Here is a 21,149-nt window from a genome sequence, read left to right on the forward strand (position 1 = left end):
AATTTTACCCTAGAAACTTTTTGTAATGTTTTTCTAGCATTGAAAAGACAATAGATAAAGGTAATAAGACAACTAAATAGCAAAGCACTAAAAGAAGCAAGGTTTCATTTGTCTTGTAATAGCTTCCAATTAAGTCTTTTGTAACAAAAAGCACATCCACAAGGGCGATTGCACTAACAACAGAAGTTTCTTTTAAAAGAAAAATTACATTTGCACCAATGTAAGGAAGGCTTACCATTAAACTTTGAGGCAAAATGATAGAAAATACAAGCTGTTTTTCACTAAGTCCCAAGCTTCGCCCTGATTCTATTTGGATTTTTCCCACAGATTCTAATCCAGCGCGAAAAGATTCTGCCATATAGCTTCCCCCAAGAAAAGTTATGCCAATCAATGCGCAAATGTAGCTATCTAACTTTAGCCCAATTTGTGGCAAACCATAGTATAAAAAGAAAAGTTGAATGAGTAAAGGGGTATTGCGTGAGAGTTCAATATAGCCTTGTGCAACGGCATTTAAAAAACGGATTTTATAAAATTGTATAAGTGCAATAAAAAATCCCAAAATTATAGAGAAAACGATTCCAAAAAATGATAAATGCAATGTCAGCCACAGGGCTTTTAAAAAAGTTGGAATCGCATTTTGCATAAATAAAATATCAAAATTAAAAGACAAGCTTACTTCCAAAGTATAAAATAAAAATTTTGCGAATTTTGCCTTATTGCAACTTAAGGTTTAATATTTACCTATTTTACAAGTTTATTTTGATAAAATTTAATCTTAATTTTGAAATTTTTGGAGTGCGTTTATGCTGTTTTATTATGTAAAGATTTTTCATATTATTTCTTTTGTGTCTTGGATGGCAATGCTCTTTTATCTACCGCGTCTTTTTGTTTATCATGCTGAACATCTTGATAATATGGGGTTTGTGGAAGTGGTAAAAATCCAAGAAGAGAAACTTTATAACTTCATTGGTTATCCTGCTTTAATTGCAACATTTGCTTCTGGGGTTTGGCTACTTGTTTTAGAGCCTAGTTTTTTAACAGGTGGTGGTTGGATGCACGCTAAGATTCTGCTTGTGGTGCTTTTATTGGCATATCACTTTAGTTTATATCGTTATATGGTTGCTTTTAGGGAGAATCGTTGTTTTAAAAGTGGCAAATTTTTTCGCGCATACAATGAAGTGCCAACTATCGTACTAATTTTTATTACAATTTTAGTGATTTTAAAACCATTTTAAAGGGGTATTATGGCAAATCAAAAACTATGGGGCGGACGATTTAGCGCAAGTGCGGCAGAGATTTTAGATGTTTTTAATGCGTCTTTGCCTTTTGATAAAAAGCTTTATAAGCAAGATATTCTAGGCTCTAAAACGCACGCAAAAATGCTAGCAAGATGTGGAATCCTAACCCAAGATGAAGCAGATTTGATTTGTAAGGGATTAGAACAAGTTAAAGATGAAATTGAAAGCGGTGTTTTTGAGTTTAAACTTAGTGATGAAGATATTCATATGGCAATAGAAAGCCGTTTAACGCAAATCATTGGGGAAGCAGGTAAAAAACTCCACACTGCAAGAAGTCGTAACGACCAAGTTGCTCTCGACTTTAGACTTTTTGTTTTAGATTCTAATAAACATTTACGCAATTTAGTATTAAATCTCATTACCACACTTTTAAGCCTTGCAAAAGAACATACGCAAACAATGCTTCCGGGAATGACGCATTTACAGCACGCACAGCCTGTTAATTTTGGCTTTTTGCTTTGTGCGTATGCGTGTATGTTTATGCGTGATTTTGAAAGGTTGGAATCTACTTTTAAGCGTAATAATTATTGCCCGCTTGGTGCTGCCGCCCTTGCTGGCACTCCTTATAGCACAGATAGGCATTTTGTAGCAAAAGAGTTAGGGTTTATCGCGCCAACGCTTAATGCAACAGATTCTGTAAGTGATAGGGATTTTGCGCTGGATTTTTTGTATGATACAAGTCTGCTTGCAATGCATATTTCACGCTTTGCAGAAGAGCTTGTGCTGTGGAGTAGTTATGAGTTTAGGTTTATTACATTAAGCGATGCGTATTCTACGGGAAGCTCTATTATGCCACAAAAGAAAAATCCCGATGTACCGGAGCTTTTGCGTGGTAAAAGTGGGCGCGTGTATGGGAATTTAATGGGACTTTTGGTGGTGATGAAGGGCTTACCACTAGCTTACAACAAAGACACTCAAGAAGATAAAGAAGGGGTTTTTGACAGTTTTGAAACACTTGAGATTTCTTTAAGAATTTTAAATGACGCGCTAAAGACTATGACAATCCATAAAGATTCTATGCTAAAGGCGTGTAGAGTAGGGCATTTAAGCGCGACAGATTTGGCGGATTTTCTTGTTAAAAATTGTGAAATCCCTTTTAGGGAAGCCCATCACATTACTGGAAAAGCCGTTGCAAGTGCGGAATCTTTAGGAAAAGATTTGAGTGAATTAAGCATAGAAGAGCTTTGTGCTGTGGATTACAGGATTCCAAAAGAAGCGCATAGCAGCCTTGATTTAAAGGCTTCAATGGAGAGTCGTAATTCTTATGGCGGGACTTCTACGCAAGCCACTTTGGCGCAGATTGAAAGCCTAAATGCGTGGTTAGAGCTTGCTAAAACAACTTTAGGGAATGTGTGATGTCAAAACAGCAAGAAATTATTACAATGTTTGATGATATTGCAGGGAGTTATGATTTAACAAATCGCGTAATGAGTTGCGGGATTGATATAACTTGGCGCAAAATTGCTTGCAAGCAAGCCTTTAAGCTCTCAAAGAATCAAGGCTTAGAAATTGCTGATATTGCTTGTGGCACAGGGGATATGATAAGCCATTGGCAAAAAAATGCACAAAAAGAAGGTGTAGAGATTCAAAGTATCATAGGGCTTGATCCAAGTGAGGGAATGCTAAGTGTTGCGCGTAAAAAAATGCCAGAAATTAATTTTATACAATGTGAGGCTACAGAGTTACCACTAGAGAGTGAAAGCAAAGATATTTTAAGTATTGCCTATGGAATCCGTAATGTGGTAGAGCGCAAAAAGGCGTTAAATGAGTTTGCAAGGGTGCTTAAAAAAGATGGAATCTTGGTAATTTTAGAATTTACAAAATGTGAAAATCCTAGCTTAATAGAACAATTAATGGGATTTTATACAAAAAAGATTCTACCTTTTGTGGGGGGAATTATCTCAAGGAATTACCGTGCCTATCGTTATTTACCAGATTCTATTGAAGAGTTTTTGACCACAGATAAATTAAACACTGAACTTAGTGAAGTAGGCTTTAAGCCACTTTATACCAAAGCATTTTCCGCAGGTGTCTGTACGCTATTTATTGCTAAAAATTACCAGTATATCAATAAATCTTGATTTATTGATATACGTCTGCTATACTTACACTTTGTCTAAGATGAAAATGTGATTAAGGAGTATGTATGCAGATTTCACAAGTTTTTATAGATAAGCTAGTTGCGACAGCTGGGGTATTTTCTATCTATTTTATAGAGCTTTCGTTGTTATTTTTGGCTATTAATTTTTGTGTAACGCTATTGCAGCAAAGATTCCAAACCCTACTTCAAAAAACGCTTAAAAATAATATCTTTGGCTATATAAAAGCCATTTTGCTCGGTGCTTTAACGCCTTTTTGTTCTTGCTCGACAATCCCATTGTTCTATGGCTTATTACAAGCAAAGATTCCATTAAGCATTGCTTGTGCGTATTTATTAACTTCGCCACTTTTGAATCCTGTGATTTTAGGAATGATTGTATTTGCTTTTGGGGGAGAATTGGCAAGTCTTTATGGTTTATTTATTATCTTATTTGTCTTTTTTATCGCTTTGTGTCTTGCAAAAATCCCCAATCTTTTATTGAAAGAAAGCACCAAATTTTCATTTAGCCCCATCTTATTACCCCTACAAAAGCCACAGATTCAAAAACCTTTAGTCTTTATTCAAAAGCCCCAAAAAATTTCTGTAAAAAAAGCGTTTAATGAAGCATTGTTTCAATATAGAAAGGTATTTGTGTATTTGGTTGTTGGAATGCTTATTGGTGCGGTGCTAAAAGGATTTGTCCCACAAGATTCTCTATATTTTGTTGCAGAGTTTGGAAACACTGGAATCATATTTGCCGCATTGCTTGGGATTTTTCTCTATGTGCGTGTAGAAGCCATAATCCCCATTGGAGTTGCATTGCTTGATATAGGTGTGCCACTAGAAATTGTAATGAGTTTTTTAATCGCAGGTGGGGGCTGCTCTTTGCCGGAGTTAATTTTACTAAAATCCAAAATGCGTTTTTTATTTTTGGTGATTTTTGTTGGCATTGTGTTAAGCATTGCCATTGTATTTGGCTATTTTACGCTAGTTTTGAAAAACTAATATAAGGAGAATATAATGGAAGATTTTTTGCGAGTTATGCAGGCTTTAAACGATAGAAGCCGCCTTGAAATTCTTATCTTTTTAAAGGCACAAGAAGATATGCTTTGCGTGTGTGATTTGCAGCATTCTCTCAATATGATTCAATCAAGGCTCTCAAGACATTTAAAGATTCTTAAAGAAGCGGGATTTTTGGAGTTTGTGCGTAAGGGGACTTGGGCGTATTATGGAATCAAAAAGGATTTACGCCCTTTGTGTGCGTCCCTGCTGCAAGAATTAGATCATTTGCAAATAGACATACCGCCATTAGTGCGTATTTCGTGTAAAATCTCTCAATAAGGCTAATTTATGGCATTTCTTATTTTTATATTGACTTTGCTTTGCATTTATATCCGCCCTTTTAAGTTGCCTTTGTGGGTGTATAGCTCTCTTGGGGCGTTGCTTTGCTTGGGGTTTGGGGTTGTAGGTTTTGCTGATGTGGCATTTGTATGGAATATGGTATGGGATAGCACACTCACACTTGTTGGTCTCATCATCTTTTGCATTGTGCTTGAAAAGCTCTTATTTTTTGACTTTTTAGCCTATAAGATTCTAAGATTTTTAAGTGAAAAGGGGGAGTGCGGGGGCATTTCTAGTCTTAAATTTTATGTGTTTATTGTGCTTTTTGGGGGATTTTTGGGGGCATTTTTTGCCAATGATGGTGCAATTTTAATCCTAACACCACTCATCATCGCCCTTTTTGGCAAGCTAGATTCTAAAGATATGGAATCTAAGCTAGATTCTAAAAATTCAACGCAGATTCTAACCCCACTTGTGATTTTCCTGCTTATTGTGAGTTTTGTAAGTGATTTTGCTTCAAATACCTTTGTGATTTCAAATCTCACAAATATCATTGCCTTGCATTTTTTTAATCTTAATGCCCTAGATTTTAGCAAGGTGATGGCACTGCCACAAATTTTTATCATCATTGCTAGTCTTTGCTTTTTTATCCTTGTGCGTAAGAGATTGCCTAGAATCTTAAGGGTTAAGATTCCAAATGCGGAATCTCACGCGATAGAATCTAGCACAATGCCCCAAAAAAGCGTGATTATCATCTGTTTTGCCCTGCTTTTCTTGCTTTTATGCGGGATTTTTATAGCAAATACTTTTTCTCTCCCGCTTTCTTCTTTCACGCTTTTATGTGCGGCTCTTAGCCTTATTCTTGCGTATAAAAGAATTGAGATTCTGCCCTGTCTTAAGGCTTCGCCCTTTGGGATTGTGGTATTTTCTTTAGGGCTTTTTATCGTGGTGTTTGGACTGCATTCTACAAGCTCTTTTATGCGTGATATTTTTGCGTTTTTCCTTGATGATTCTCTAAGCGATAGTTTTTCTACACACACTCTCACACAAATCTTTAGCGTTGGTGCGATTAGCTCACTTGGCTCAAGCCTTATTAATAATCTGCCTATGGTAATGCTTGGGAATCTTGCTTTAGGCGACTTTGTGGGGTTAGATTCTAGCTCTAGGGAGTTGCTAATTTACGCTCATCTACTCGGCTGTAATGTTGGGGCAAAGCTCACGCCCATTGGCTCACTTGCTACACTGCTTTGGCTTTTTAGTCTTAAACGATATGGCATTTATATTAGCTTTTGGCGGTATATGCTAGTGGCAATGCTTATTGTGCCTTTTATGCTGTGTATGGGGCTTTGTGGGCTTGTGGTTTATGCTGTGTTATGAAATGGGGAAATATGAATGCTTTTTCTGCTCTTGCTTGGTTAAATTTTTTTATCGCTGATGTGAGAGATGGGCTTGGTCCTTATCTTGGTGTGTTTTTAAAAGAGTATCAGTTTGGAGAATCTCATATCGGGCTAATTGTTACAAGTGCATCTTTGTGTGCGTTAATCTTTGGGATTCCACTTGGAATCTTTATTGATAAAACGCATTTTAAGCGTGGGATTATTGCGTTATGTATTGTGGGGATTGTCCTAGCAACAGGGGCGAATTATTTTTATCCGCATTTTGCCTTCACGCTTATGGCACAAATTACCATTGCATTGTGTGGCGTGTGTCTTGCTCCCGCTTTTAGTGCCATTACGCTTGGGATTGTGGGGCAAAATGGGTATAGTAAGCAAGTGAGTCTCAATGAAGCGTATAAACACGCTGGGACGGCTTTTAGCGCAGGGCTTAGTTTTGTATTTGCGTTGTATTATGGGATTGGAGCGATTTTTGTCATTACTGCTTTGATGGGCGTGCTTGCCTTAATATTTTTAGCACTGCTTAGAAGCTCACAGATTAATCACGCAGTGGCTTGTGGGAGAGAAGATAGCACAGAGATTCCATTATGGAAAGCCCTAAGCGATGTTAGGGTGCTGCTTTTAGGTGTGGTAGTGTTTTGCTTTCATTTAAGTAATGCCTATATGCTCCCGTTGCTTAGTCAAAGAGCGCACACGCTTGGGGTAGATTCTAGTGGTGCGTATGCGGCGGCTACGATTCTTATCGCACAATGCACGATGATTGGAATCTCTTTATTATGTATGCGATTGTTGCAGACAAAAGGCATTCCACATTTCTCTAGCATATATGCTTATCTTATGGGAATTGCACTTTTTGAACTTATCGTGCGTGGTGGTGTGGCGGCACATTTTGAAGGAATTGCTGGAATGGTGATTGTGTAGATTCTAGATGGTGTGGGGGCTGGGATTGTTGGTGTGATTTTGCCACTTTTGGTGGCTATGCTTATGCGTGGGAGTGGGCATATTAACGCTGCTTTTGCTTGTGTAATGACATTTGGTGGGATTGGAGGGGCTTTGAGCGGAAGTTTGGGAGGATTTGTCGCGCAGTATTTTGGCTATTTTTATGCGTATTTGGTGTTGGCTTTTGTAGCGGCTTGTGGGCTTTTGATTTGGATTACAGGTTTTGGGATTTTATACAGAATAGTAGAGTGGAGAGTAAATTAACTTAGTTGGGATCCAAAATGGATTCCAACTTTATTCTTGTAATTTAGCAGCTTTATATACATGAATGCACATTATGATATATACAGCAGGTATGAGAATATATCCAATGATTAATAAACAAAGAAATCCAGAGATTACAAGTGCTAAGAAGTATCCAATAGAATAGAATAAGCTTTTTGCAAGTCCCCATTTAGCAAGTAGCCACCACGAGAAAAACGCACCAAATGGACCAAAAAAGAAAGTGATAAGCAAGGCTACAATACCATTGTTTCCATTAACCACATCATCAATACTTCCGTTTCTTTTTATGATAAAAATACTACTTGCCTTATTTTCCTGTATTTGAAAATCTACTTCACAGCCTATCAAACTATCCAATGTGCGTTTTCCTAAGTTTGCAATATCGCTTGGTTCAAAGTTATAGCGATTGCCGTCATCCCCACTAATCATTCCAATTCCTAAGACTTTCCCTCTCATTAATATCCTTTTTTAAAAAAATAATTTTTGATTATACATAAAATCATTTTAAAATGTAATAGCCAAAATGTTAAGCTAGTTTTTGCTAGAATCCAAGCCTATTTTACAGAAATAGTTTCAATTCTTTTAAAGGGTATTTTATGCAACAAGATTTTTTGCACAATGTGGAAATTTTGGTTTTGGATTTTGGTTCACAATATACACAATTAATTGCTAGAAGACTTCGTGAATATGGGGTTTATACCGAGATTGTGCCTTATTTTGAAAAAATAGATTCCATAAAAGCAAAAAACCCTAAGGGCATAATTCTTAGTGGCGGACCTGCAAGTGTGTATGCAGAAGGGGCTTATAAGCCAGATTCTGCGGTGTTTGATTTGGGTGTGCCTGTGCTTGGAATTTGCTATGGCATGCAGTATATCGCGCATTTTTTTGGAGGAAGTGTGGTAAGGGCGGAAGCGCAAGAGTTTGGCAAGGCGGTGCTTGAAATTTTAAATCTAGAAGAGAGTTTGACTTTTAGTGAATTTAACCACAAATCAATGCCTCAAGCTTTAGAAGCGCTTGTGAGTTTATGGGAGGATTCTGTAAGAGATAGTCATGATTTTTTAAGAGAAAATGATATTGTTGCACTTAAACCTGAAGTAAGTGAGCTTTTAAAGACTTCAGAAAATACACTCGTTGCTACAGATGATGAGACATTTTTAGGATTTTTAGGCGTGGAGCATAATCGCATTGAAATGCTCTTTGTTCATCCAAAATTTTTCAAGCGCGGAGTGGGGATTGCGCTTTTGCGTGAAGTATTTGTGCGTTCTTTAAGACAATATGATAATATCGTTGTGGATTGTAATGCAGGGAATACTAGAGGGCTTAGGTTTTATCAGCAACTTGGCTTTAGAGAAATAGGCGTAAGCCAAAAAGACTCCAAGGGTAGGGACTTTCCAATAGTGCATTTAGAAGTTTCTAGTAAAGAGTTAGAATCTAATTTGCAATCGCATAATATTTTATTTCATAATGTGAAGCAAGATTCTATCGTGTGGATGAGCCACGCGGATAAGGTAGAGTCTGTGCCTAGTGGATTTGTGGAGCTGGCAAAAAGTGGGAATACGCATTATTGTGCTATTGCTGATTTTAAACGACAAGTATATGCTTTGCAGTTTCATCCAGAAGTGGTGCATAGTGAGTGTGGCGGGGAGATTCTAAAAAACTTTGCTGTGGGGATTTGTGGGGTGGATACAAGCTGGAATATGCGGAATTTTGCGGAAGCCGAGATTGTGAAATTGCGTGAGAAAGTGCTTGGTTTAGATATTTGTTTTATCAATAAGAATGAAGCGTTTAATCAAATGGGGGCAAAAAAAAGCATAGAAATATTGACTCAAATTTGGGAATGTGGAGCAAAAGTAACTCATAATGATTTAACACAGAAAGAAATCGCGAGTATGAAACTAGAGATAGAAAAAAGTATTATTGCTTCTGAGCAACTCTGCATCGCACAAAAAAATGGGGAATGGTTGGGATTTGTCGCAGTGGAAAATGACGAAATTACATTGCTTTTTGTTGCATCTAAATATTTTAAAAAAGGACTTGGTAAGGCATTGATTAGGGAAGCATTAGATCGCTACTTGATGGATTTTGAGAGTGTTAAAGTTGGAAGTATTGAGTGGGCTTTGGAGTTTTATACCCATTTGGGCTTTACAAAAAATGATAGTAATATATCTAGCAAACTTTATCCGGATCTTATTCCTCTAAGGGCAGGTTGTATGGATTTAAGACATATTTTAACTTTGCAAAAAGCTGAATTTTCCAAAGTTTTGTGTGCGGTGAGTGGGGGCGTAGATAGCTCCGTCGTTGCCACACTTTTATATCGTGCCATAGGGGAGAATCTTATCCCTGTTTTTGTCGATACTGGGCTTTTAAGAAAGGGGGAGAGAGAAGCGGTAGAAGCGATGTTTAGAGAGAATCTAAAAGTGCCTTTGATTGTAGCGGACGCTAGGGAGCTATTTTTAGGGCGATTAAAGGGCGTAACAGATCCGGAAAAGAAACGCAAAATCATCGGCGAAACCTTCATAGAAGTCTTTGAAGCTGAAGCTAAAAAGCACAACACAAAAGGCGAGATAAAATTCCTAGCACAAGGCACACTCTACCCTGATGTGATTGAATCTGTGAGTGTAAAAGGTCCAAGTAAAACGATAAAAAGCCACCATAATGTCGGTGGATTGCCTGAATGGATGAAGTTTGAGTTAATCGAGCCTTTAAGAGAGCTGTTTAAGGACGAGGTAAGGGCGTTAGGCAGAGAATTAGGAATGCCAGAATCTATGCTTATGCGACACCCTTTCCCCGGACCCGGACTTGCCATACGCATTATGGGCGAGGTGAATGCGACGGATTTGGAGCTATTAAAAGAAGCGGATTCTATCTTCATAGAAGAGCTGCATAAATGGGGCTTGTATGATAGCGTGTGGCAGGCATTTTGTGTGCTTTTAAATGTGCGAAGTGTGGGCGTAATGGGCGATAACCGCACTTATGATAATACTATTTGCGTCCGGGCAGTAGAAGCACAAGATGGAATGACTGCAAGTTTCTCACACTTACCCCACGCATTTTTAGAATCCGTCTCAAATCGCATAATCAACGAAGTAAAAGGGATTAACCGCGTAGTCTATGACATCACCTCAAAACCCCCAGGGACTATTGAGTGGGAGTAGAATGTAATTTTTGTGATACAATTTAGGTGCTTCGGAATATAGACAAAAGGAGTTTTCAATGGCAGGTTTTCAATCACCCATTACAATCAATCAAGCGATGCAAAAAATACACGAAAACGAGTATTTATTGCCAGCATTTCAAAGAGAGTATGAGTGGTATCCGGAGCAAATAGAGGAATTATTTGATTCTCTTATGAGAGATTATCCGATTAGTTCAATGTTATTGTGGCGTGTTAAAGATGAAAGCAAGACAGCGTGGAAATTTTATAGATTTTTAGAATACTATAGGGAATTATATCATACGCACAATGATTATTTTAATACCTCAAATCATAAAGATTTTGATGCTGTACTTGATGGACAACAAAGGCTTACTTCATTATATCTTGCTTTATTTGGAAATTATGATATTCATAAAAACCATAATAAATGGGAAGATGATGATAGATATTTTAAGGTCTGTGATTTTTATTTCAATCTCACTCAAAGCGAAAAGCCAAAAAATGAAAATGTAGAATATGAGTTTTTATGGCTTGATAGAAAGGTTACAGAACAAAAAGGTATTTATATCGATAAACAAGGACAAAAATGGTTTAAATGCAAAGAAGTTTATAAGTACGAGACGGCCAGAGTAAGAAAAATAGCAAAAGAATTTGAGTTGGATGAGAATGAAGAGGAAAGACTAGAATTATTTCATCAGAAAATATTTGATAAAGCTTTAATTAATTATTATTTAGAAGAAGAGCAAAATCCAGATAAGGCGGTAAATATTTTTATACGCATTAATTCGGGTGGGACTTCTCTTGATTATTCTGATATTTTATTTAGTATTGCTATTGCGAATTGGAATAAGATTGATGCTAGAACTGAAATCAATAAGCTTGTGGATAGAATCAATGAAAATTTTAGTATTTCAAAAGATTTGGTGCTAAAAGGGTTTTTGTATCTCTTTCATAATTCTATTAAATTCCAAATCAATAGTTTTGATAAAAACTTTATCCAAGATATTGAGAAAAAATGGGAAACTATTCAAAATGCCTTTATTGAAACTTTTAGACTACTCAGAAGTTTTGGCTTTGATGCAAAAACACTCTCATCAAACAATGCAATTTTGCCTATTTTATATTTTATTTATCATAAAGATTTAACTCATAGTATTGTAGATTCTGTAAAACAAAAAGAAAATAGACACCTTATTAAAAAATGGCTACTTCGAGCCACGATATTTAAATTATTTGGGGGAAGTGGCGATACGGTATTGGCAAACACTCGCAAGGCTTTTATCAAAGATTTCAAGCAAAATGATGTATTTTTTGATAGGGAAGTAGAATATTTTCCTTGGCAAGAAATTGAAAAAGAAACAAAATATACTCACAATTTAGATAGGGAATATTTGCAAGACAATATAATGCCATATCAAAAAAATAGTTCCGAAGCTTTTGCTGTATTGTCTTTACTTTATCCAAATTTGGATTATAAAAATAATAACTTTCATAAAGACCATTTACATCCAGAATCTGCGTATAAGGAGTATGAGAAAATAGCTAAAAAACGAGCAGAAAAAGAACAGGATTATAAATGGAAAGATTTTAAATATTATAATTCTTTGGTAAATTTACAAATGCTTGATGCTAATGAAAATATGGCTAAACAAGGTAAAAATTTGGAGCAGTGGGTAAGTGAAAATTGTGGTGATGATAGAAAAAGCTTTTTAAATCAGCATTTAATTCCGGATGTGGATTTATCGCTTGAAAATTTTGACAAGTTTGCAGAAGAAAGAGAAAAATTATTATTAGATAGACTTATTGAAGTTTTGAATAAATAATTTGCAGCATTTGTTTTGCTAAAATGACAATTAAAGCCATATGATAGTGGGTTTCTTTTTTCACAAAGAAGCTTGGAAAATGTAATGTTGGATTCTAGGCTTTTTGGAAATATATTAAAATATTTATAAGGAGTATAGTATGCAATCTTTAAGAGGTGAGTCTGCAAAACAAAAATTTATAAAAGAGTATAGAGATGTTAAAGTATTGGTATATACCGTTTTACTCAATGGCGATAAGAAACCCAATCAATGTGGTGGAGAACTGGTAGATAAGTATTATCAATTTAGTGCGATACATAAAAATACAGGACGAAAAGAAATATTTTATCTTGGCTATTCTTGCGGGAAACAATTATTAAAAATATTGAATATCCCTGTTGATTCTATAAAACTTTTTAATCCATTTAAACAAACAATTAATGATGATTTAAGTGTGGTAAATGACAATATTTCTGGTATGCCAAAAGATAAGCAAGTTCAGTCGACAGCATTAGCTAATGAGCTTTTTGAGATTATCAATATTATATATATGGGCTTAAATTTGAAAAACACTCATATTTTAGATGAAATAATTATAAAGCTACGAGAAAATATAGGTGAAAATCCACCTGCACATAATTTTGCTTCAGTAAATACAATCCTAAATAAATATGAAACTATATCGGGAATTTTGGAAAGATTACAGAAAAACAATAAACCATTTAAAACATTTAATTTTTCGCAGTCAAGAGCTTATTTAAAAGAATATTTGATAAGAAATAATAAAGAAAATCAAAAGATAAACTTTTAGGTACTATTAAGCATTTTGGATTTTAGAGCTTTTTACACAAAATGGAGAGAGTGGGCAAGAGTGGAATGGTATAAAACCACCTAATGGCAGACATTGGAGGTATAGTCTAAAAGAGCTTGACAAGTTGCAAGAAGCAGGGCTAATTGAATGGAGTAAAAATAATAATCCACGCAAGAAAATTTATATAGATGAATGCAAAGGCAAAAAGATACAAGATATTTGGGAGTTTAAAGACTCTCAAAATCCAGCCTATCCTACCGAGAAAAATAGAGCAATGCTAAGGCGTATTATCGCTATGTCATCAAATGAGGATTCTAGGGTTATGGATTGCTTTTGTGGTGGGGGTAGATTTTTACAAGAAGCCCTAAATTTAGGGAGAAAATTCATCGGCATTGATGAGAGTTTTGAAGCCATAAAGCTTAATCAGCAATGGATAAAAGAAAGTGAAAATATTAATAATATTCTCTTAAAATGATAATAGATTTTAATACTAATATAAACTTTGAATTGCTATAATTTTAAGAATTATTTTTATTTTTTAGGATTCTAAAATGACAATAAATTCCTTAAAGAATGGTGAACAAGGTATCATTGCGTGCATTGAGGCAGATTCTAGAATGCGTGAAAGATTATTTAGCTTTGGAATTGCGAAATCAAAGCATATAAAGCGGATTAAGAGCTCCCTAGGAAATTCTACAATTTTAGTAGAAATTGATAGAAGTTGCATTGCATTGCGCGCTGAAGAAGCAGAATCTATTCTGATAGAGAAGGAAAAGTAATGCAAAAAATCATTAAAATCGCTCTTATTGGGCAACCAAATGTAGGTAAAAGCCTTTTGGTTAATGCTTTGTGCCATACAAATATGAAAGTAGGTAACTTCACTGGAGTAACAATTGAAAAAGCTCAGGCACAAACAGAATATAAAGGCTATACACTTCAAATTATTGATCTCCCTGGAACTTATTCTCTTTATGGCTATTCTAAAGAAGAACAAATTACAAGAGAATTTATAGAAAATGGTGCATATGATGTAATTGTTAATGTTGTGGATTCTACAAATTTAGAGCGCAACTTGCAACTTAGCACACAGTTGCTTGATGTGCAAAAAAAAATGCTTCTTGCCTTAAATATGAATGATGAAGCACGCAATGAAGGGATTAATATTAGAACCAAAACATTAAAAGAACTTCTTGGTATCCCTTGCGTGCAAATCTCCGCGCACACAAAAGAAAATCTAACTACTCTTCTTGATAGCGTTGTGGAGCTTTACAGACAAGAGCAAGAAAGTAATAAGCGTATTTATAGCGATGCGATTGAAAATGAAATTTTGCGCCTTGAAAAATTTTTAAAAGCAAAAAATGATAAAAGCGTGGAATCTTTAGGCTTAAATATGCGCCAAATTGCAATATTGCTTCTTAAGCAAGATGAATACTTGTTTAAGACTTTGCACGAAAAGCCAATTTGGATGGAGCTTTCAAAAATCCTACAAAGCTCATTAAACACTTTATATTCAGTATTTGGCTCACAAAGTGCGCAAGAGATCTTCTTAAATGATTTGCAAGCCTTTGTAAGTGGTTTAATTGCGGAATCTGTGCATTATGAGAATACCCCAAAACGCAACCATACAAGCAGTATTGACAGAATTTTAATCCACAAATATGCTGGGATTCCTATTTTCTTATTTTTTATGTGGGTACTTTTTCAATTAACTTTTACACTTGGTGCCTTACCTATGGATTTCATTGAAAGCTTTTTTGGCTGGTTAGGGGAGGGCATTAAAGAAAATATTAGCAATCCTTCTCTTGCTTCTTTACTGGCGGATGGAATTATCGGAGGAGTTGGGGCAGTTGTGCTATTTTTGCCAAATATTGTGATTCTATTTTTTGGGATTGCACTACTTGAAACAACTGGTTATATGGCGCGCGTTGCATATTTATTAGATGGATTTTTTCATAAATTTGGATTGCATGGTAAGAGTTTTATACCGCTGGTTACTGGCTTTGGTTGTTCTGTGCCAGCTTTTATGGCAACACGCACACTAAAAAGCCAAAAAGACAGACTCTTAACGCTTTTTATTATTAATTTTATGAGTTGTGGAGCAAGACTGCCTGTGTATGTGTTGTTTGTTGGCGCATTTTTTCCAATAAATGAAGCTGGAAATTGGTTATTTGGAATCTATATTTTAGGGGCAATTATTGGACTTATAATGGCAAAAATTCTGCGTTTGACTGCCTTTAGGGGACCTGATGAGCCCTTTGTAATGGAGATGCCAAAATATCGTATGCCAAATTGGAATCTCGTGTGGTTTTCTATCGTAGCAAAAGCAAAAATGTATCTTAAAAAAGCTGGAACTTTTATTCTTGCTGCATCCATTTTAATTTGGTTTGCAAGCACTTATCCTAAACAAGAAACTCTTGAAAGATCCTTTGCGCAGAAGATTGAAGCTGCCACAAATGGAGAGAGTAGGGCGGAACTTGAGCTTGTTTTGGAAGAGCAACTTATTGAAAATAGTTATTTGGGAATTACTGGAAAGGCGATAGAGCCTATTTTTGCGCCTCTTGGGTTTGATTGGAAAATGAGTGTGTCTTTACTTAGTGGGCTTGCAGCAAAGGAAGTAGTTATCTCTACAATGGGAGTGTTATACACACTTGGTGGAGAAGTTGATGAAACGAGTGAAAACCTTATGGAAGTGATTAAAAATGCGATTCCATTACAAAATGCGGTAGCTTTTATTCTTTTTATAATGATTTATAATCCTTGTCTTGCAGCGACTGTTGTATTTGGTAAGGAAGCTGGTGGGTTTAAATATATTATTTATTTATTCTTCTTTACTTGCATTACAGCATATATTGTCGCTTGGATTGGTAGCGCTATCGCTAGGGCTTTGCTTAACTAGCCTTAGCAAAGGTGTTTTTAATCCATAATCTCTGTAGTATTTTTTAGTTTTTGTTTGTCAAAGTGCATATAAATGCGTGAAGTATCTAGGCTTGCATGTCCTAGTGCCTCTTGCACCAGCACTAAATCCTGGCTTTTTTGGTAGAGTAGGGTAGCAAAGCTGTGGCGAAGCATATGTGCGCCGTTTTTTTCTTTTCTGATCCCATTTGCAACCAAAACTTGCTCCACGATTCGGCTAATATAAGCTTGTGTTAGCTTTTTTCCTTTGTGATTGCAAAAGAGCAAATCTTCTTCAGCTTGCATTGTGTCGCGTGTGCTTTTCCAAAGTTGCAAATCAGTGTGAATATTTTTAGATTTTAGCATCACAACACGCGGTTTATTACCCTTTCCGCGCACTTGTATGAGATAAAATTCCCCATCTTGCATAATATCCTTTAATTTTAACCCTAAAGCTTCTCCAACACGAATTCCAGTATAGATGATAATCTTTAGTATTAAGCGATTTCTAGCCCCTAAATCTTGGTGCTTGAAGGTAAAATTATTGATTCCATCAATGAAGCGATGCACTTCGTTTTCATTCATAAAAGAAGGTAGTTTTTGTCCGCTTTTTCCTCGTAACCCACCCCAATTTTTAAGCTCAATGCGAAAATTATACGAAGTGCCTTGTTCATCTTCATTTTGCTTATCAATAAAGCTAAAAAAATTCAATAAAGCCATACGATAATTTTTTTTGGTAGCATCCGATAATGAGCTTGTGTGGATTGTCAAAAATTCTTTTAAAAGCTCTTCATCAACATTTTTTAGGCTCTCCAAGTCTATTTGTGTAAGATATTCATGGAGTTTGCTTAGTGGCAAAATATAAGTGTTAATACCAATTAAGCCAATATTACGACATTCTTTGCAGGTATCTTGTAAAGATTCCATAGAATCAAATCCTTTACGGAATCTTGCTAAAATCTTTAAAATCTCATCCTTGTTTCTTACTTGATGATTTGACAGACTATTGATTTTACTATAAATAAATCGTTCTAGCCAAAACAAAAGGTTTTTATTGAAATTATCAAAATAATCAAGTGCATAACGCATAGGATTCCTTTATTAAAGTTTATTAAATATAAATAAAAATCCGTATTGTATCAAAAAATCTATCATTTTTGTATTGAAAACTATAATTTTCAAACTTTTTTGTTTCTTTTCTAAAAGGTGCTTGAAATGCAACAAAACACTGCTCTGTTTAACGATATTACTGAATTTGGCAAGAATTATGTAACTAATGAAAATTCTACATTTCAAATCCTTAAGGATAAACGCAAAAAAACAAGGAAAAAAGAGATAGATTTTTCAAAAATTGGAAAAACAATCACTGAAGCTGAATTTAAAAATCCTATGGTGGAATTTCATAATGATTTAAATTCTATTGTTTTTACCGCATTTAATGAAATTGATTTTAATATCTTTTTTGCTCTTTGTTTTATTTTTAAAAATAGGCTTGATAAGACTTTATCGCTAACCTTTGAAGAAGTAAGATTGCTTGTTGAGTTAAATGATAACCACAAAACCACAAACAGAAACAGATTTTATGAATCTTTGGTTTCTTTTTCTAATAAATTAATGTCCTTAAAGGCGCAAGGCTATAAAAGTGTTGGCATTAATAAAAAAAGGAAATATAGTGTAATTAATTTCTTTTCTGTGATTGATATTGATGAAGATTCTAAAACATTTTTTGTAAAAATTAGCGAAGAGGCTTCTTGCTTAATTAATAATCTTTTCAAAAATTATACAAGATTTGATTTAAAAGAGTTCTGCTCTATTGATTCTAAGTATGCTAAAAATTTGTATAGAATCTTAAAGCAATATGAAAATTTAGGACATTGCAAGTTAGATTGGGAGTCTTTTAGAAATATTATGTGTATTCCAGAAAGTTATGAACAAAGAGATGTTAGCAAGCGTGTTTTGAATCCAAGTATTTCCAAACTTAATTCTAATAATTATAATGGAATACCCTATTTTAAGGACTTAACATATCAAAAAATAAAAGTTTCAGGCAAGGGTCGCGGTGGTGTTGTAAGTGCTATTGTATTTGAGTTTGTTCCAAAGAATAAAGCACTAATTAACGCTAGAAATAAACAAATTCTAAACATCAATGGTAATGATTTAACAATAAAAAGGGAACAAAGAATTCAATTTCTTATATAATAAGAAATTCAGAGTTGGGATTTGGAATTAATGAGCGTGGGGAGCTTGTAGATACAAAAACTATTTTAAAAGAATGGGGGAGTGATTTTTCCAATAAAGATTCCACAAAAGAATCTTGGCATTTGGTATTCTCCATTAAAGAAATAAAAAGTGAAAACAATATAAAGGCGTTAGAAGAATCTGTAAAAATGGTTATGCAAAAGCATTTTTCATTATATAAATATATTGCTGTAACACACAAACATCAAAATAGGCCACATATCCATATAATTATCAATAAAACAAATATGCTCACTCAAAAGAAAATTCATTTTAAAAATAAAACTGAAATTAGAGATTTCTTTAATGAAATAAGGGAAGATTTTAAAGATGAGCTAAATTATAGGGGTTTAAGTTATCACAACAAGTTTCGTTGTGAAAAAGATTACAAAGAGCTTAAGGAAAAAATTATAAAAGAAACGCATAAAAAAATCCATATATCCACAGATATTTCAAACAAACAGATTTTGCTTAATAATAAAAAGGTTGTTTTAAGGGCAAAAATTAAAAATCTGTATATGGAAAAGAAAATAAAAGATAAAGAGTTTCAAGGGCTTTTCTCTAAAGCATATTCTGCCAAATTCAAAGACTATGAAGCATTTTTGCAACTAAAAAATGCAATGGAAAAAGTTAAAAAAGAAAAAGATTTACTTAAAAATCGCATTTTATCAGAGATGAAAACCATAAAAGAAATTGAAAAAGAACATAAGGAGTTAGAGTTAAGAAAAAATCATTTTGATTATAAAAAAGACTTTGCGGAGTTAGCAGAAAAGAAAAAATATGTAGAATTTTTAGAACAAGATTACAAGAAAAACAAGCTTAATAAATCGCAATACCAGCTTTTAAGAGATTTAAAACTAGATATTTTTATGGCAGAAAAATTTATTAATGAAAACATTCAATTAATTCTTAACCGATTTACCATAGATTCAAAAGTGTTAGGTTGTGAAGCAAATGGGTTTAATTTAGTTAAAACGCGTCAGGATTTAGTATCTAATTTAATGATTCTAAAGAAAATAAGCAGTGAAAAACACTCTTATTATGTTGATTATCATAATAAGCTTGTCAGAAATATAAAGTATGTGGAGGAATCCATTAATGAAAAATACAATAAGATGTTAAAAGCTTATGAAAATGGCAAAATTTTTAGCTCTTTTCATATTAAAGAGTTCAAAAAACTCTCTGATTTTCTAAAAAAAGATTCTTCCAATCAAATCGGAGTTTTAGAAGCAAGATTAGCAAAAATAAGAGCTATGGATAGCAAGGATAAATTTTTAATTTATAATTATCAAGAATCTCTTAAAAAGGATTCTTTGAAAAATATAGATACTCTTAATTTTAGCCCAAAAGGAATTGGTCGCTAAGATTTTTCTTTAAGGTGCTTTAAGATGATTTTTTTACACAAGTAACCTATTGTTTCACTTTCTTTGTCGGCTATGTTCTGCAAGGAATCTTTTTGCTCTTGTGTTAAATAAATTGTTATAGAATGCTTTGCCTTTTGGCTTTCTTCTTTTTTCTTTCTACCCACTCTACTCTGTTCTGCTTTTTGGAATGTTCTTTGTTCTATGATGCCACTTTTTAAAGCTTCTTTAATGCTTAGTGCTTTTTTCTCCATTTCTCTTCCTTGTTTGGATTTTGATATTTAAAATAATTTATAATATTATACAATATTTAAAAAAATTTAATATAATAAAAATTATTTTAAATTGTTTTTTATTGTATTTAATAACCTTTCGTATTCTTGGTAAAAAATTGCATAGCTCATTCTGCTAAGTCCATTTTCATTAGTTAGCTCTGTAAAGCTTGCTCCTGTTCGCATAGCGTTTTCTAAAATCTTAGAATGCTTAAAATAGAAGTAATTTAAATCTGCAAAATTAGAATCTAGCATCTCTATAATATATTGTTTGTCCGCTTCATTGTTCCAATCCGTAATTAAAACAATTATATTTAAATTCATCTTTTTAACTTCTGCAATCGTTTCTATTGTCCGCAAAATTGAATTATAAAGAGCGGTGCAAGGAATAATCACAAAATCGCTATGCTTTATGATTTCTAAAACTCCAGAATCCACAAATCCCCCAAAATCATACACACAATCTTCAATTAACTTAGGCTTTACTGATATTTGCGCCTTGTTAGAATATATCTGTTCCACAATAGAAGAATCATTGCTTTGCAAAAATAAATCCAAATCTTTAGCAAGAGAAAATGCAAAACAAGTTTTTCCAACACCACCTTTTTTATTAATTAACGAAATTATCATTTGTATCCTTTAAGATAAACTTTGCCCTGCTTTTTTATTACATTTTTGTAAAGCTTTTTACTCCACTACTTAAAGGGGAGGGAGGGAGGGCTTCCCCCTAGCCCATTCTTACCAACTTTAAAACATTTTTAGTAAAATCCTTATTAACTCTACTTAAAATCCTATTTGTATTTTTAAGCATTATAAATCCTTTTTATAATTTAAAATATTTTTTAATATTTAATAATATTTAAAACATTAAATATTATTTTTAATTGTGAAATTTTAAATTTAGTTCCCCCCTTTACACAAATTTAAAAGAGGGCTGAAAATACTTACTCTCTTTTTCTTTCCTTGTAACATTTTTTGCAAGAATAAAATAAAGGCTTAAGGATTCTAATTGTTCTTGCAAATTTTCTTTTCTCACCTTTTTAAATTCTTTGTTGAGTTGTGTTTTAAATTGAGATTTTAAATAATTAAAAAGTTCTTGCAAGGAATCAGAAAAAAACATTAATTGATTTTTATTATAAAGTCTAAATTTCTGTCCTTTATATACACTTCTTTTTAAATTTAAATCTAATGCTTCACAAAGATTTAAAACCGCCTTTTTACTTGCTCTTTGTCTGTTGATTTGTATGTGTTGCATTTTCACTCCTTTCCTATTGATTAT

At 33.9% G+C, this 21,149-nt stretch carries 20 protein-coding genes and 1 pseudogene; 15 read left to right on the top strand and 6 right to left on the bottom strand.

The annotated features are described in order from the left end of the window. Positions 1-4: 4 nt before the first annotated feature. Positions 5-643: an amino acid ABC transporter permease gene (locus IP358_RS04270; RefSeq protein ID WP_040498599.1), complete on the bottom strand. Its 639-nt coding sequence runs from the start codon at positions 641-643 to the stop codon at positions 5-7. Positions 644-803: 160 nt separating this feature from the next. On the opposite strand from IP358_RS04270, the gene hemJ reads away from it, so the two are divergent. The 7 genes and pseudogenes from hemJ (at position 804) to IP358_RS04305 (ending at position 7,316) form a co-directional block, all read left to right on the top strand. Beyond that, positions 804-1,235 carry a protoporphyrinogen oxidase HemJ gene (hemJ, locus tag IP358_RS04275; protein WP_006802351.1) on the top strand — a complete coding sequence of 144 codons (432 nt, stop codon included), beginning with the start codon at positions 804-806 and terminating at the stop codon, positions 1,233-1,235. A 9-nt stretch (positions 1,236-1,244) separates the two neighbouring features. After that, entirely contained in the window at positions 1,245-2,654 is a 1,410-nt protein-coding gene (argH, locus tag IP358_RS04280; protein ID WP_006802352.1) for an argininosuccinate lyase, read from the top strand. Next, a complete protein-coding gene (ubiE, locus tag IP358_RS04285; protein ID WP_006802353.1) occupies positions 2,654-3,379 on the top strand; it encodes a bifunctional demethylmenaquinone methyltransferase/2-methoxy-6-polyprenyl-1,4-benzoquinol methylase UbiE in 726 nt (241 codons plus the stop codon). Before argH ends, ubiE begins: the two co-directional genes overlap by 1 nt. A gap of 65 nt (positions 3,380-3,444) precedes the next feature. Further along, a complete protein-coding gene (locus tag IP358_RS04290) occupies positions 3,445-4,383 on the top strand; it encodes a permease (protein ID WP_006802354.1) in 939 nt (312 codons plus the stop codon). Positions 4,384-4,398: 15 nt separating this feature from the next. Next, positions 4,399-4,719 (top strand): ArsR/SmtB family transcription factor, encoded by a 321-nt coding sequence (locus IP358_RS04295; protein WP_006802355.1) that lies wholly within the window; start codon positions 4,399-4,401, stop codon positions 4,717-4,719. 9 nt (positions 4,720-4,728) lie between these two features. Continuing rightward, positions 4,729-6,096 (top strand): arsenic transporter, encoded by a 1,368-nt coding sequence (locus tag IP358_RS04300; protein WP_040498501.1) that lies wholly within the window; start codon positions 4,729-4,731, stop codon positions 6,094-6,096. An 11-nt stretch (positions 6,097-6,107) separates the two neighbouring features. Further along, positions 6,108-7,316, top strand: a pseudogene (locus IP358_RS04305) (MFS transporter). A gap of 30 nt (positions 7,317-7,346) precedes the next feature. Here the strand turns inward: IP358_RS04305 and IP358_RS04315 are convergent. Continuing rightward, positions 7,347-7,793 carry a hypothetical protein gene (locus IP358_RS04315; RefSeq protein WP_006802358.1) on the bottom strand — a complete coding sequence of 149 codons (447 nt, stop codon included), beginning with the start codon at positions 7,791-7,793 and terminating at the stop codon, positions 7,347-7,349. A 140-nt stretch (positions 7,794-7,933) separates the two neighbouring features. Between IP358_RS04315 and guaA the strand changes: the two genes are divergently transcribed. From guaA to feoB, 6 genes are all read left to right on the top strand, one after another. After that, entirely contained in the window at positions 7,934-10,492 is a 2,559-nt protein-coding gene (gene guaA, locus IP358_RS04320; protein WP_006802359.1) for a glutamine-hydrolyzing GMP synthase, read from the top strand. A 58-nt stretch (positions 10,493-10,550) separates the two neighbouring features. Further along, entirely contained in the window at positions 10,551-12,317 is a 1,767-nt protein-coding gene (locus IP358_RS04325; protein WP_006802360.1) for a DUF262 domain-containing protein, read from the top strand. Between the two features lie 139 nt (positions 12,318-12,456). Then, entirely contained in the window at positions 12,457-13,107 is a 651-nt protein-coding gene (locus IP358_RS04330; RefSeq protein ID WP_006802361.1) for a hypothetical protein, read from the top strand. Positions 13,108-13,231: 124 nt separating this feature from the next. Next, a complete protein-coding gene (locus IP358_RS04335; protein WP_370525610.1) occupies positions 13,232-13,582 on the top strand; it encodes a DNA methyltransferase in 351 nt (116 codons plus the stop codon). Positions 13,583-13,658: 76 nt separating this feature from the next. Next, positions 13,659-13,886 carry a FeoA family protein gene (locus tag IP358_RS04340; protein WP_006803325.1) on the top strand — a complete coding sequence of 76 codons (228 nt, stop codon included), beginning with the start codon at positions 13,659-13,661 and terminating at the stop codon, positions 13,884-13,886. Next, positions 13,886-16,003 (top strand): ferrous iron transport protein B, encoded by a 2,118-nt coding sequence (feoB, locus tag IP358_RS04345; RefSeq protein WP_101312965.1) that lies wholly within the window; start codon positions 13,886-13,888, stop codon positions 16,001-16,003. Before IP358_RS04340 ends, feoB begins: the two co-directional genes overlap by 1 nt. Before the next feature lie 17 nt (positions 16,004-16,020). On the opposite strand, the gene IP358_RS04350 is transcribed toward feoB, so the two are convergent. Continuing rightward, a complete protein-coding gene (locus IP358_RS04350; protein WP_006802363.1) occupies positions 16,021-17,088 on the bottom strand; it encodes a tyrosine-type recombinase/integrase in 1,068 nt (355 codons plus the stop codon). A gap of 126 nt (positions 17,089-17,214) precedes the next feature. Here IP358_RS04350 and IP358_RS04355 point away from each other — a divergent pair, with 126 nt between their 5' ends. Together IP358_RS04355 and IP358_RS04360 are read left to right on the top strand one after the other, a co-directional pair. Continuing rightward, positions 17,215-18,198 (top strand): replication initiation protein, encoded by a 984-nt coding sequence (locus IP358_RS04355; protein WP_006802364.1) that lies wholly within the window; start codon positions 17,215-17,217, stop codon positions 18,196-18,198. A 14-nt stretch (positions 18,199-18,212) separates the two neighbouring features. After that, the gene (locus IP358_RS04360; protein ID WP_006802365.1) at positions 18,213-19,601 is read left to right on the top strand and encodes a relaxase/mobilization nuclease domain-containing protein; all 1,389 of its coding nucleotides are present in this window, start codon (positions 18,213-18,215) and stop codon (positions 19,599-19,601) included. On the opposite strand, the gene IP358_RS04365 is transcribed toward IP358_RS04360, so the two are convergent. The 3 genes from IP358_RS04365 to IP358_RS04375 form a co-directional block, all read right to left on the bottom strand. After that, the gene (locus tag IP358_RS04365; protein ID WP_006802366.1) at positions 19,598-19,852 is read right to left on the bottom strand and encodes a ribbon-helix-helix domain-containing protein; all 255 of its coding nucleotides are present in this window, start codon (positions 19,850-19,852) and stop codon (positions 19,598-19,600) included. The genes IP358_RS04360 and IP358_RS04365 overlap by 4 nt on opposite strands. An 81-nt stretch (positions 19,853-19,933) precedes the next feature. Continuing rightward, a complete protein-coding gene (locus IP358_RS04370) occupies positions 19,934-20,500 on the bottom strand; it encodes a P-loop NTPase family protein (protein ID WP_006802367.1) in 567 nt (188 codons plus the stop codon). A 283-nt stretch (positions 20,501-20,783) separates the two neighbouring features. Then, positions 20,784-21,125 carry a hypothetical protein gene (locus IP358_RS04375; RefSeq protein WP_006802368.1) on the bottom strand — a complete coding sequence of 114 codons (342 nt, stop codon included), beginning with the start codon at positions 21,123-21,125 and terminating at the stop codon, positions 20,784-20,786. Positions 21,126-21,149 lie beyond the last annotated feature (24 nt).

It is taken from the genome of Helicobacter winghamensis ATCC BAA-430 (assembly GCF_028751035.1).
GTDB lineage: Bacteria > Campylobacterota > Campylobacteria > Campylobacterales > Helicobacteraceae > Helicobacter_D > Helicobacter_D winghamensis.